Annotated in this window: 16 protein-coding genes; 4 read left to right on the forward strand and 12 right to left on the reverse strand. The window is 69.3% G+C overall.

Annotated elements, in window-relative coordinates:
• Window positions 1-576, forward strand: a 576-nt coding sequence (locus B2869_RS06780; RefSeq protein ID WP_292764187.1) for a phytanoyl-CoA dioxygenase family protein, incomplete at its 5' end; no start/stop codon positions are given.
• Window positions 577-589: 13 nt separating this feature from the next.
• Here the strand turns inward: B2869_RS06780 and B2869_RS06785 are convergent.
• Genes B2869_RS06785 through B2869_RS06800 form a run of 4 tightly spaced genes read right to left on the reverse strand, consistent with a single transcriptional unit; the run spans window position 590 to window position 4,231 of the window.
• The gene (locus tag B2869_RS06785) at window positions 590-1,420 is read right to left on the reverse strand and encodes an endo alpha-1,4 polygalactosaminidase (protein WP_292764191.1); all 831 of its coding nucleotides are present in this window, start codon (window positions 1,418-1,420) and stop codon (window positions 590-592) included.
• On the reverse strand, window positions 1,417-2,814 hold the full coding sequence (locus B2869_RS06790; protein ID WP_292764194.1) for an MFS transporter: 1,398 nt from the start codon (window positions 2,812-2,814) through the stop codon (window positions 1,417-1,419). The genes B2869_RS06785 and B2869_RS06790 overlap by 4 nt, the downstream gene beginning before the upstream one ends.
• Before the next feature lie 44 nt (window positions 2,815-2,858).
• Complete coding sequence (locus B2869_RS06795) at window positions 2,859-3,956, reverse strand: carboxylate-amine ligase (RefSeq protein ID WP_292764197.1); 1,098 nt, start codon at window positions 3,954-3,956, stop codon at window positions 2,859-2,861.
• A gap of 8 nt (window positions 3,957-3,964) precedes the next feature.
• Complete coding sequence (locus B2869_RS06800; protein WP_021201234.1) at window positions 3,965-4,231, reverse strand: DUF7218 family protein; 267 nt, start codon at window positions 4,229-4,231, stop codon at window positions 3,965-3,967.
• Window positions 4,232-4,354: 123 nt separating this feature from the next.
• Between B2869_RS06800 and B2869_RS06805 the strand changes: the two genes are divergently transcribed.
• A complete protein-coding gene (locus tag B2869_RS06805; protein ID WP_017201713.1) occupies window positions 4,355-4,519 on the forward strand; it encodes a hypothetical protein in 165 nt (54 codons plus the stop codon).
• Window positions 4,520-4,594: 75 nt separating this feature from the next.
• On the opposite strand, the gene B2869_RS06810 is transcribed toward B2869_RS06805, so the two are convergent.
• Window positions 4,595-4,801, reverse strand: coding sequence for a CsbD family protein (locus B2869_RS06810; RefSeq protein ID WP_017829324.1), 207 nt, complete (start codon window positions 4,799-4,801; stop codon window positions 4,595-4,597).
• 191 nt (window positions 4,802-4,992) lie between these two features.
• On the opposite strand from B2869_RS06810, the gene B2869_RS06815 reads away from it, so the two are divergent.
• A complete protein-coding gene (locus B2869_RS06815) occupies window positions 4,993-5,394 on the forward strand; it encodes a hypothetical protein (RefSeq protein ID WP_292764210.1) in 402 nt (133 codons plus the stop codon).
• Between the two features lie 38 nt (window positions 5,395-5,432).
• Here B2869_RS06815 and B2869_RS06820 read toward each other — a convergent pair whose 3' ends face one another.
• Window positions 5,433-5,780, reverse strand: coding sequence for a hypothetical protein (locus B2869_RS06820; protein WP_292764212.1), 348 nt, complete (start codon window positions 5,778-5,780; stop codon window positions 5,433-5,435).
• Window positions 5,781-6,077: 297 nt separating this feature from the next.
• On the opposite strand from B2869_RS06820, the gene B2869_RS06825 reads away from it, so the two are divergent.
• The gene (locus B2869_RS06825) at window positions 6,078-6,572 is read left to right on the forward strand and encodes an FBP domain-containing protein (protein ID WP_292764216.1); all 495 of its coding nucleotides are present in this window, start codon (window positions 6,078-6,080) and stop codon (window positions 6,570-6,572) included.
• On the opposite strand, the gene B2869_RS06830 is transcribed toward B2869_RS06825, so the two are convergent.
• The 6 genes from B2869_RS06830 to B2869_RS06855 are packed head-to-tail and all read right to left on the reverse strand — an operon-like array spanning window position 6,569 to window position 12,408.
• Window positions 6,569-7,390, reverse strand: coding sequence for a PaaX family transcriptional regulator C-terminal domain-containing protein (locus B2869_RS06830; RefSeq protein ID WP_021201230.1), 822 nt, complete (start codon window positions 7,388-7,390; stop codon window positions 6,569-6,571). The genes B2869_RS06825 and B2869_RS06830 overlap by 4 nt on opposite strands.
• Window positions 7,380-8,618 (reverse strand): kynureninase, encoded by a 1,239-nt coding sequence (locus tag B2869_RS06835; protein ID WP_292764219.1) that lies wholly within the window; start codon window positions 8,616-8,618, stop codon window positions 7,380-7,382. Before B2869_RS06835 ends, B2869_RS06830 begins: the two co-directional genes overlap by 11 nt.
• A 1-nt stretch (window position 8,619) precedes the next feature.
• Window positions 8,620-9,570: a hydrolase gene (locus B2869_RS06840; protein ID WP_292764222.1), complete on the reverse strand. Its 951-nt coding sequence runs from the start codon at window positions 9,568-9,570 to the stop codon at window positions 8,620-8,622.
• Window positions 9,570-10,421 (reverse strand): tryptophan 2,3-dioxygenase, encoded by an 852-nt coding sequence (locus B2869_RS06845; protein WP_292764225.1) that lies wholly within the window; start codon window positions 10,419-10,421, stop codon window positions 9,570-9,572. The genes B2869_RS06840 and B2869_RS06845 overlap by 1 nt, the downstream gene beginning before the upstream one ends.
• Before the next feature lie 30 nt (window positions 10,422-10,451).
• Window positions 10,452-10,658, reverse strand: coding sequence for a hypothetical protein (locus B2869_RS06850; RefSeq protein WP_292764228.1), 207 nt, complete (start codon window positions 10,656-10,658; stop codon window positions 10,452-10,454).
• A 34-nt stretch (window positions 10,659-10,692) separates the two neighbouring features.
• On the reverse strand, window positions 10,693-12,408 hold the full coding sequence (locus tag B2869_RS06855) for an amidase (protein ID WP_292764245.1): 1,716 nt from the start codon (window positions 12,406-12,408) through the stop codon (window positions 10,693-10,695).
• Window positions 12,409-12,452 lie beyond the last annotated feature (44 nt).

The following is a 12,452-nucleotide window of genomic DNA, read 5'->3' on the forward strand; positions in this document are numbered from 1 at the left end:
CGCGCCGCCCTGTTCGACGAGATCGTTCCGGGGGAGCGATACGCGGCGCTGACCGGACACCCCGACATCCGCGGGTGGTTCGAATGGTTCCTCGGCGATGACGTGCACCTGCACCGGCGCAAGATCATCCGCCACATCCGTCCGGGCGAATCGGGCATCGGCACCGCCACACAGGCACACTACGACCTCGTCTATCTGCGCCAGGGAAGCGAGCGCGTGCTCTCGATGTGGATCCCCCTGGGAGACTGTCCCGTCGAGCAAGGCGGTCTCACCTATCTCGAAGGCAGCCACCACTGGGCCCTCGCCGCCGAGCGGGAGCGCGGTGACAGGCCTCCGGCTGCGTCGATCACGGCCGACCTCCCCGCTCTCGCCGAGGCGCACGATGCGCGGTGGCTGCTCGCCGATTACCGGGCCGGCGACGTGATGGTCCATTCGTCGTACGTGGTGCACGCCAGCACCGACAACGTCGACCCGCAGGGGCGTATCCGTCTCTCCACCGACATCCGCTATCAGCGGGCATCCGAGCCGATCGACTGGCGCTGGCAGGAGCACTGGCACGAAGACGACGGTCTTTGAGCAGCCGGATCGCTCAGCCGCAGGTCTCGAACACGTAGGCGCCGTCGTCCGGGGTGACGAGGTCGCGGTCGCGGAGCACCATCGCGGCGGGAGAGGCGTCGTCGTCGCACATCTCGGCGAAGGACCGCGGGAGCTCGTCGGCGTACTCGATGTCGATGACGTGGTCGCCGTAAACCGACGTGTAGGCCTCGCACTCCTCGTACGCGGCGCATTCCTCGGTGACGGCGAAGTCGAAATCGGCCCGCGCGCGGAGCGGAGCCGCGTCCTCGGCGGCGTTCTTCTGCCCGGCGGCGAGCCCCGCGGTGTGGGCGGCATCGACGAGGAGCGAGGCCAGTGCCAGGTTGTCGTCGAACGAGAGGGAACCATCGGACCGTGAGTACGAGTCGAGGTTGTCGAATTCCACCGCGTCGAAGCCGGCACCCGCGCAGTCGTCGATCCAGGGCTTCACCGTCTCGGAAATCCTGTCTCGATGCTCCGCGGTCGAGGTGTCGAGCAGCCCCTCGTCCGGCCAGTCCGGATCGAACACGACCTCGCCCCCGCGCTGGAGCAGCAGATCGCGCGGCCAGTCTGCGAGTTCGCCCGGCTGCGTCTGGAAGCCGTTCACGTAGCAGATCGAGTACACGCCGGGTACGGGCTCGGCGCTCCGGTCCCGCCCGACGATGCCGACCTCGGGGTCCGGTGCGTAGGCTCCGCCCAGCTGGTAGTCGGGCACCGCGCCGGAGGGCGGAAGTGTGACGCCCGACGAAGGTGAATGCGCGGGCGCGGGGGAGCAGGCCGTCAGCGCGAGCGCTCCGACGACGATCAGACCGGCCCATCGGCCTCGCGCGAGTGCGGCCACGGTCATCGCGGCACGGGGCCGGTCGCGGCGGCGTCGGCCGGTGTCGGTTCGGCCGGATTGCGGCGGATGCCGATCCACGACACCACGCCGCCGATCACGAGCAGCGTCGCCGTGACCCATGCCGCGCTGTGGAACCCGTCGAGGTCGAGCGCACCGCCGACGATCGTCGACAGCATCGCCACCACGAGCAGCCCGGCGACACGCGAGACGGCGTTGTTGACGGCGGAGGCGATACCCGAGTGGTTCTCGTCGATCGCTCCGAGGATCGCGGCCGTGAGCGGAGCGACCGTGAGCGAGAGCCCGAGGCCCATCACGATCATCGCCGGCAGCACCTGCCACCAGTAGTCGAAGTCGGCCGAGACGAGGAGCAGCATGAGGGCGCCGACGGCCATGAGCAGCGGTCCGACCGTCATGAAGATGCGCGGTCCCCACCGGCCGGCCCACTGGCCCGCGCGCGAGCTGACGAGGATCATCAGGATGGTCATGGGCAGGCTGGCCAGTCCCGCGGCGGTCGCGCTGAGGCCCGCCCCCTGCTGCAGGTAGACGCCGACCACGAAGCCGTTGAGCGACAGAGCCGCATACACGAAGAACGTGGCGAGGTTGCCCCAGCCGAAGTCGCGCACCCGGAACAACCACAGGGGCATGAGGGGCGACGCCGAGTGCTGCTGACGCCACAGGAACAGGGCGAACAGGGCGGCGCCGGCCACGGCCGGAATCCAGATCGCGGGCGACTGCCACCCCAGATTCGGCTGTTCGATGAGTGCGAAGACCACGGCGCCGAGTCCGACCGCGCACAGCGCCCCGCTCCACCAGTCGACCGTGATGCCACGGGGATGCTCGGGCAGACGAAGACGGGAGAGCAGGAGGAGAGTGATGCCGATCGGGATCACGTTGATGAGGAAGACGAAGCGCCAGGACAGGTAGTCGACGAACAATCCGCCCAGCAGTGGACCGACCAGCTGTGCTCCCGTGGTGAACGCCGTCCAGACGCCGATCGCCCTCGACTGCACGTCGGAGCGCATGGTCGCGGTGATCAGTGCGAGCGAGCTCGGCACCAGCAGCGCACCGGCGGCCCCCTGCGCGGCCCTGGCGATGATCAGGACGAGTGGATCGAATGCCGCGGCCACGGCGATGGATGCCACGCCGAACGCGATCAGCCCGACACGCATCACCAGCACCCGGCCGTAGGCATCCGACACCGATCCGGCCAGCAGGATCAGGGCACTCAGAGTGATCAGATAGGCGTCGACGACCCACTGCTGGGTGGTGATGCCGCCTCCGAGCTCGCGACTGATCGCGGGCAGCGCCACGTTGACGACCGTGCCGTCGAGGAACGTCACGAACGACGCGAGCACCGCGATCGAGATCACGAGGCGCTGGAGCGGGGCGAAGGAGGCCACAGGCCGACCATACCGCCGTCGTCGGACGTCGGGGCCGGTGAAGATCAGGCAGGCTGCTCTGCGGGGGCGGGAAGCGGTGCGGCTGTCCCTGCGCGGAGAAGATCGCCGAGGGCACGCGTCCCGCCCTCGGCGACGGCGCGGCGCTGGCGCTGCGCACCGGACCCGTCGGTGCGCAGCCGATCGATGCCATCGCGGACCCGATCCTCGTCGCCGAGTTCGCGGAGCGTGGGAGCGATCGCGGACAGCATGCGGTCGGCGAGCTTCCAGGCGTCTTCGGCCTCGCCGGTCGTCGGATCGAGCAGGCGTGCGTCCATCCCTCGACGGGCCGCCGTCCACAGAGAGGCGTCGATGCCGTCGACACCGATGTCGGCGAGCGGCAGATCGGTGGTGAGCACGAGTGCGCGGGAGAGGAGCGCGGCGGACACCGAGTCCTCGGCCGTCAGCTGGGCGTCGAAGACCCGGACCTCGACGGTCGGGTACCGCTCCGATATCCGGGCCGACCATGAAAGCGACGCCGCATCGGTGAGCGCGCCGACGTCGATGAGACGCTGCACACCCGAGCGATAGTCGTCGTAATCGCGGAAGTATGGCGGGGCCCATGACGACGGCAGCCGACGGATCAGGATGCTGCGCCAACTGGCGAAGTCGGAATCCCGTCCGTTCACGAACGGGCTGTTCCCGGTGAGCGCCAGCAGCACGGGGAGCCAGCCGCGCACCCGGTTCAGGGCGCGGACCCGCTCCTCGTCGTCGGTGACCTCGACGTGCACGTGCAGCCCGTTGACCTCGTGGTCGCGCGTGAGATGTCCGAGCTGCGACGCGACGTCGTCGTAGTGCGGCGAGGGCGATACGGCGGAGGACCGGGTCGAGGCGAACGGGGTGCCGGTGCCGGCGGCGATGGCATGCTGATCCTGGGCGTGCCATCCGATGAGGCCGCGCAGATGGGTCAGCTGCGCTTCGGCGTCCGTCGCGGTCGCGACCGGCTCGGTGAGGCACTCGATCTGCGAGGTCAGGTACTCTCTCGTCACCTCTCCGCCCGTCTTGAGGCGCGTGATGCGCTCGCGAGTGCCGGCGGTGAGCGTCACGGGCACCAGCGAGTGCGCATCGAGGAAGAGGAACTCCTCCTCGATGCCGAAGCGCGCCATCCGCGGCCTCAGTGATTCCTGAGCGCGGAGATCAACTCGGATTTCCGCTTGCCGCTGTAGCCGGTCAGACCGAGTTCCTTCGCACGCGCGCGCAGCTCCGGCACGGTCCAATCCTCGTAGTCTCCGTGTTCGCCGCCGCGGCGCCCCACGGCACTGCGCCCCTCTTTCGCCGCGGCGTTCGAGATGCGCGCGGCCTTCTCCTTCGAGGCGCCGTCTTTCCTCAGCTCTTCGTACAGCTCGGGATCCTTCAGCGAGTTGTCGCGTCTTCCTGGCATGTGCTCGTCTCCTTCGCGCACTCGGAGGGGGTAAGTCAACCCCCTCGGGCATAACGCTTCCCACGGCTAGCGTGGAGGCACCACAGTCGGGCGTTCGCGCCTGCCGAAAGAAGGGAAAGACCGATGAACATCCTCCTGATCATCGTCATCGTCGTCGCAGTGATCCTTGCGATCACCGGAGGACTGGTGCAGTCGCTCCAGTTCCTCCTGTGGGTCGGGCTCGTCCTCCTCGCGATCGCTGTGATCGCCTGGTTGATCCGAGCGATCAGCGGCAGCCGCAAGGTCTGACGACTCCACACGTCTGACCCATCGAGGTGAGGCCCGCCGTTCGGCGGGCCTCACCTCTTCGGTGTGTGGGGCGTCTTACTTCTCGAACGCGTCCCGGACGCTGTCGCCGGCCTTGCCCGCGGCGTCCTTCACGTTCTCGCCGGCCTGCTTGGCGGAGGCCTTGACCTGATCCGCCTTGCCCTCGGCTTCGAGCTTCTCGTTGTCGGTGAGCTTTCCGACGCCTTCCTTGACCTTTCCGGCGGCCTTCTCGGCGGCGTTCTTGATGTCGTCTGCGGCACTCATGTGCGGCTCCTCTCGTAGGCGGATCGATTGCTTCCGACACTCTCACTCCTGCGGAGAAGCGGCCACGGGATTGACAATCGGCTCGCACCATGACAACGTTCGGCGCCCATCGACTCATGCACCGGGAAGGACTAGCCTGGCGCCAGGCGGGTGGTCCTGCCCGCGGACCTCGACCAAGGAAGCGGTGTGCGATGGACTCGATGATGATGGGCGCCATGTCGAAGAACATGGAGTCGATGCCCGACATGCAGATGATGGACATGGCCGTCATGCAGGCGTGCATGGATGCGTGCGCCGCCTGCGAGCAGGCCTGCACGGTGTGCTCGACGCAGATGATGGACTGTTCACCGGCGTGCATGAACGGCGCCGACATGTGCAACACCATGATGCGGTCGATGATGCGGATGCAGGGCATGACCCCGGCGTCGATGATGGCGATGCTGAACGCCTGCATCGCGATGTGCAGGACGTGCATGGACGCGTGCGCGCGGCATGCCGACGAGAGCGACGTCTGCCGGATGTGCGCTCAGGCGTGCCAGGCCTGCATGGATGCCTGCACCGCCATGAAGGACATGCTGATGGCGAGCGCCTGAACCGGAACGCCTGAACCGGCGTCGGGCTCAGGGAGCGATCAGACGGCTGCGACGTTGAACGGCGTGCCGCCGACGGCCAGCACGCCGTAGCGCGCGTGGAGTGCGACGGGGGTGCCCGGAGCGGCTTCGAGCGCGGCGCCGGAGCCGTTCCACAGATCGTGCGCTTCGCCGTCGAGTGTGCGCACCACGAGGTCTCCCGATACCGCGTCGGCAGACTCGACCAGGGCGTCCACCCACTCCGCGGGCGTGGCCGAGGCGATGCGCGCCTGGATGAGGTGCAGGGCATGGCCGGGAGCGAAGGAGGAGCACCGGCCGCCGTGGCTGCACATGCACGCCGCACGCTCACGCACCGGGAGGGGCGAAAGGCGGTTCAGCGGCGTGGACACGGTGGTCTCCTTCTGGTCGGACGTTCCGGAAAGACTAAGACGCCCGTCGCGCTGTGCCCAGGCGGACCGACACGGAGTGAAACAAACGGGTGTAAGCTCGCCGGGTGCTGTCGTCGATGAGCGCCCTCGGGGCGCAGAGCGGAGCTGCAGGCGCCTTCCGCGCCGCAGACAGAGGCTGAGGACCCACCGGAGGCGGAACCCCCGTCCCCGGTGTCGTGACGTACCCGGCATCCGCAGCCGGGACCTTCCTCCCATCGACTCGCCTCCCCGGCGACCACCTCGAAAGCACTCATTCTCATGCGTCCCATCGACGAGCGCGCCATCCGCGCCTCCTTCCTCAACGCCTCCCGCAAGGAGGTCTCCGACCTGACCCTGCCGCACGGCTTCGCCGAGATCGACTTCGATCGCCTCGACTTCCTCGGCTGGGCTGACCCGAAGATGCCCCGCCGGGCCTACGTCGTCAGCTGGATCGACGACGTACCGGTCGGCGTCTTCCTGCAGCGCGCCGAACAGCGCGTGATCGCGCGGGCGCAATGCTCATGGTGCGAAGACGTCACGCTCCGCAACGACGTGCAGCTGTACGTGGCGCGCAAGGCCGGGCCGGCCGGACGCAAGGGCGACAGCGTGGGCGTGCTCACCTGCGCCGAGTTCGGCTGCAACCACAATGTCCGCATCCTGCCGCCCCTGGCCTACCAGGGGTTCGACCGCGAGTTCGCGCGCGACCTGCGCATCCTGCGACTGCAGGAGCACGTGGCCGGTTTCCTCGCCGAGGTCGCGGGGCAGGTGGGCTAGGTGATCCGGGCGCGCACATGCGCCCAGGCGGGTGCGGCCAGCTCCGCCGACCGACGGGCGAACTCGTCGAAGCTGCGACGACCGGGCCAATCGGTCGGCAGCATCGAGGGGGGAAGCCCCGGGTCGGTGTACGGCAGCACCCGCCAACGGTCGATCAGCTGCACGTACGCGGCGAACGGCTCGGCGGGCAGCGTCGCGAGCGCGCCCTGGAAAGAGAGATGCTCGCCGCGCAGCGCCTCCAGGTCCCACCACTGCGCCGCGGCCTCGATCAGCGTGCCGGCGGGGACGGGCACGGATGTCGGGAACAGCGTCGCCCAGCCGCGCACGTCGAGTTCCTGGAGGATCTGCTCAACCTCCGCCTGAAGGTGGCCGGGACAGATCCACAGCGCCGGCGATACGACACCCGCGCCGATCCACTGCAGCCGTCGACGCAACTGGTGGCGTACGCTCCGTGCGCTCTCGGGGATCGAGAACGACACCAGGCACCAGGTGTCGGCATCCGTCATCTCCCGCATCTCGAAGATGCGTCGATCCCCACGTTCCAGCATCCCGGTGGCTGCGGGATTGAGGCGATAGCCGATCTGCTCTTCGCGCGAGGCGAGCAGCAGGCCCTTCTGCTTGAGGCGGGCGACACCCGTGCGTGCCTGTGCCGCTTCGATGCCCAGGTCGCCGGCGAAGGCGACCAGGTCGGCCGTCGAGATCCATCCGCCGAGCGGGCGCAGAAAGACGCCGATGAACGTCCGCAGCAGCGAGGCGGTGCTGCCGGGGCGCGCATCGATGTCGTCGAGCACGGGTGCGACGGCGGGGTCAGAGATCACCGGACTCCAACGCGTCGCGCACCGCGAGAACGCCGGTCACCGTCTCGACGTGCGAAGTGCTGAGCGGGGAGAGGCCGAGGCGGATGCCATCCGGGAACCGGAAGTCGGGGATGATGCCGTCCGCCCACAGGCGCCGCGTGACCTCACGGAAGTCGGGGTGGCCGATCGTCACATGACCGCCGCGCACCCCGGCGTCGCGGGGGCTGAGCAGTCGCACGCCGAGAGGGGCGAGCAGCTCGTCGTAGGCCTGCACCGCAAGATCGGTCAGCGACTGCGACTTCGCCCGCACTCCCTCGACCGTGGACTGCTCGATGAGGTCGAGCATGCCTTGCATCGCGAGCATCGAGGTCACCGGCGGCGTGCCGCTGAGCAGTTGGCGGATGTCGCCCGATGGCACGTACTCCGGCCCCATCGCGAAGATGTCGGCCGCGCTCCACCAGCCCTGGATCGGCTGGCGCAGCACCCCCTGCAGTCCGTGGCGGAGGTAGGCGAAGGCGGGGGAGCCCGGCCCGCCGTTCAAGTACTTGTAGGTGCAGCCGACGGCCATGTCGACACCCCACTCGTCGAGCTGCATCGGGACCACGCCGGCGGAGTGGCACAGATCCCACATCATCAGTGCTCCGGCCTCATGCGCGGCAGCCGTGATGCCCGGCATGTCGGCCAGGGCGCCCGAGCGGTAGTCGACATGGCTCAGCGACACCAGCGCGGTGCGTGCGGAGACGACGGCCTCGACGTCGGCGACGGTCACCCCGTACACCGGGTCGGGTTCGAGCCAGCGCAGAGTCATCCCGGTCTCGACGGCCACCCCCTCGGCGAGGAACCGGTCGGTGGGGAAGTTGCCGGCCTCGATCACGAGTTCGGTGCGGGTGGGATCGGCGCTCGCGGCGGCGCGCATGAGCTTGTAGATGAGCACGCTGGTCGAATCGGCGACGACCGTCTGCCCGGCAGCGGCACCGAGCGCCACCCGCCCGATGCGGTCACCGAGCTCCATCGGCAGCGCCATCCACTGCTCGTCCCAGGAGCGGATCAGCCGTGTTCCCCAGTCGTCGCGCACGAACGCGGCGAGCTTGTCGGGCATGTCGCGCAGCGGTCGGCCGAGGGAGTTGCCGTCGAGGTAGGCCGTGACGCCCGGGGCTTCGGCGAACGCGTCGAGGTGGGCGCGCAGCGGATCGGCGGCGTCGAGAGCGCGGGCGTGCGCGAGGAGCGAGGGGTCGGATGTCGTGGTCATGTCACACCTTCAGATCTGCGGGGGTGAGGGGGCGGGCGTCGAGCGGATCGGCGGTCGAGGCTGGTCCTCCCGAGAGGAGGAGCACGGAGGTGGGGTCGAACGGATCCCCGGGCGCGAGTGCGCGCAGGAGGGCAGCGTCGTCGAGCCCGGCTTCGCGGAGGGCGGCGATCTCGCGCGGGTTCAGGTCGACCGGCATCGGCCCGTTGCCCAGATCGGTGCCGTAGAGCACGGTCCCGCCTGCGGCGTGGAAGCGGCGCACGTTGTCGATCGCGATCGCGCGCTCGGAGTCTTGGTGGATCGCGAGCGTCGAGATCCACGAGGCCGAGGCCGCCTGGCGCACGATCTCCGCGTCGTCGAGGCGCTCCGTGAACGGGGCATGGGCCAGGTGGGAGGCTCCGAGACGCACGACGCGCTGCGCTTCGCCCGCCCCTTCGGCATGCGCGACGACCGCGAGGCCGTGCTCGTCGGCCGCCCGCACGATCGCGCGGAAGAGGTCGTCGGAGAGCACCGGTCCTGCGGTGCTGTTGCTGGTGACCTTGACACGGGTGGCTCCGGCCGCCGCCATCCCGGCGACCGCGGTGGCAGCGGAATCCGTGTCGGTGATCTCGCGGACGGAGCCCTCCGGTGCCCAGTCGCGGTCGGAGGGGTAACCGCCCGGAGCGGTCAGGAAAGCGCCGGCGTAGTCGATCGCGACCGCCTGCACGGCGAGCCGGCTCAGCACCTGAGGGTTGCCGCCGAGGTCGATCACGCGGCCGAGGCGCGACGCTGCCAGCAGGCCGTGCTCGACGAGCTGCAGGTGCACGTGGTGGTCGGTGAATCCGCCGGTGATGGCGCCGCGGATGCGGGGGAGGTCGGGGGTGGGGCGCTCATCGCGCAGCCGCACGCGCCCGTCGGCGAGCTCGACGACGCCCTCGCGCCATGCGGTCCCGTCGAAGAACGTCGCGGCCTTCATCAGCTGCCGATCTCGGTGCGCACGGTGTAGAGCTCGGGGAAGAACGTCAGGTCCAGCGCGCGCTGCAGGAATCCGACCCCGCTGGAGCCACCGGTGCCGACCTTCATTCCGATGGTCCGGGCGACGGTCTTGAGGTGCCGGAAGCGCCAGAACTGGAAGTTGTCCTCGAGGTCGACCAGGTCTTCGCACGCCTCGTACAGGTCCCAGTACCGGCTCGGATCCTGGTAGATCTCGCGGATCGCCGGCACCAGCTCCGGGGTCTCCCGGTACGGCTCGCGCACGTCGCGCTGGAGGATCGAGCTCGGGATCGGCAGCCCACGGCGGGCGGCGAAACGCAGGAATTCGTCGTACAGCGTCGGCTTCTCCCACTCGGCGGTGAGCAGAGCGAGATTGGCGGGGTGGTCGGCGAAGACGCTCAGCATCTTCGCGTTCTTGTTGCCGAGGGCGAACTCCACCGCCCGGTACTGCACGGACTGGAAGCCCGACGAGTTGCCCAGTGCCCCGCGGAACTGGGCGTACTCGGTGGGGGTGAGCGTGGCGAGCACCGACCACTGCTGTGTCATCACGTCTTGGATGCGCTTGACCCTGGCGATGCGCTTCAGGGCCTCGCGCAGGTCGTCGTGGGCGAGCAGCTCGCGAGCGGAGGACAGCTCATGCAGCAGCTGCTTGAGCCACAGCTCGGTGGTCTGGTGCTGGATGATGAACAGCATCTCGTCGTGGTGCTGCGGTGCGCTCACCGGGTGCTGCGCGGTGAGCAGCTGGTCGAGCGCCAGGTACGAGCCGTAGGTCATCCGCCCCGAGAGGTCGGTGACGATACCGGATTCGAGGGCGCGTTCGTTCTCGCTGTGCATGCGCCGAACATATCACTATCGTGGCGAGCGTCACAGGAGTGTTATGTCACGCTGATGCTTCCTCACGTATGTCTTCTCGCGACGCGCGCGCGTCATCTCTGCGACCGAGCTGATCGCCGCACCGGTCAGGGCATGGATCGCGAACCCCGCGCCGAACAGGACCACGGCGGCGACCACGACGACCAGAGGCAGCATCGGCCCGAAGACCAGCACATAGAAGATCGCGCCGTTGTCCATGCGATCAACCTAGGGCCCGAACCCGGATGATCGCTCAGAGCGCGGGGGTGCGCGTCGGCGGCGTGCGACGCGTGCCAGGGCCGCCTGCCGCTTCGAATGCCGAGGCGAAACGCAGCAGTCGCGTGTCGTCGTACGCCCGTCCCGCGAATGTCAGCCCGATCGGCATGTCGATGTCGCTCATCAGTCCCATCGGCACGGTGACGGTCGGGATGCCGAGGTGACGTATCGCGAGGTTGCCGTTCGCGATCCACACGCCGTTGCGCCAGCCGAGGTCGGCGGATTCCGGGTTCACGTCCATGTCGGCCGGCCCCACGTCGGCGACCGCGGGGAAGACCACGGCGTCGAGCCGCAGCACATCCATCCACACCTCGAGGTCACGGCGGCGGGTCTCCTCCAGGCCGCGCAGCCCGTCTTCGAGCTCGGGCATGTCCCTGTACGAGACGTCGGGATGGTGGCGCACCCAGTCCGGATACTCGGCGATATCGTCGTCGAACCCGGTGTAACGGTCGGGAAGCGCGCCCTCCGGATGCGGGAAGATCCTGGCGCCGTCGACGTCGGCGAGCGAGCGCAGGCCCGGGTCGCCGTTCGCCTGCAGGAAGTCCTCCCACGCCCACGCCGAGAGGTCGACGATCTCGCGGTGCAGGTACTCGGGTGACACCAGGCCGCGAGTCGCGATGGTGTGCGCGCCCGGACGGTCTCTCTCGTAGTTCGACACCACGGGGAAGTCGACCTCGATCACTGTCGCTCCGGCAGCGGTGAGGTCGCGGCGGGCGGCCTCCCAGCGCGCGATGATGCTCGCCCGTGTGTCGATGCGCCGGCCGGTGGGGCCGCCGATGCCCGGGCTCTCGGTGCTGCCGGCATCCGGGTCCGCATTGATGTACATGCGGGGGATACCGATGCGTGCACCGACGAGCGTGCGCGCCGTGTCCGCGGCGAGGGCGCGATACGACTCCGGGCGGACGGCGGATGCGGCGGGCAGCTCGACCCACGGCTGCGCCCGCCAGAAGTCGCCGCGGGTCTCGGCGTCGTCGGCGACGATCACGTCGAGCACCTCGAGCAGATCGGCCATCGAGCGGGTGTGCGGCACCACGACGTCCATGGTCGGCACGAGAGGCCAGTTCCCGCGGGTCGAGATCACGCCGCGTGAGGGCGTGTAGGCACACAGCGCGTTGTTGGTCGCCGGGCCCCGGCCGCTCGACCAGGTCTCCTCGCCGAGGCCGAAAGCGGCGAAACTCGCCGCCGTCGCCGTGCCGGAGCCGTTCGACGAGCCGGAGGCGAAGGGCGCTGTGAGGAAGGCCGCGTTGTACGGACTCTCCGCGCGACCGTAGACGCCACGCTGCATGCCGCCGTTCGCCATCGGAGGCATGTTCGTGAGCCCGAGGCAGACGGCCCCGCCCGCACGCAGTCGCTCGATCGTGAAGGCATCGCTCTGGGCCACGAGCTCTGCGAAAGCGGGACTCCCCGCCGCGGCGGTGAGGCCGCGCACGAGGTAGCTGTCCTTCGCTGTGTAGGGGATGCCGTCGAGGGGCCCGAGGGCCTCGCCGCGCGCGCGACGAGCATCCGATGCCGCCGCCTCGGCACGGGCCTCCGGGTTGGCGACGACGACGGCGTTCAGCGCCGTAGCCGTGCCGGGGGCGTCGAAGGCGGCGATGCGCGCGAGGTAGGCGTCGATGAGTTCGACCGCGGTCGTCTCGCCGGTCTCGAGGGCGCGCCGCAGCTCGGCGATGGATGCCTCCACCACGTCGAACATCAGTGGCTTCCGTCGAGGGCGGGCTGCTGCTGGGTGATGCAGTG

This window comes from Microbacterium sp. UBA3486 (assembly GCF_002377845.1).
Lineage (GTDB): Bacteria > Actinomycetota > Actinomycetes > Actinomycetales > Microbacteriaceae > Microbacterium > Microbacterium maritypicum_A.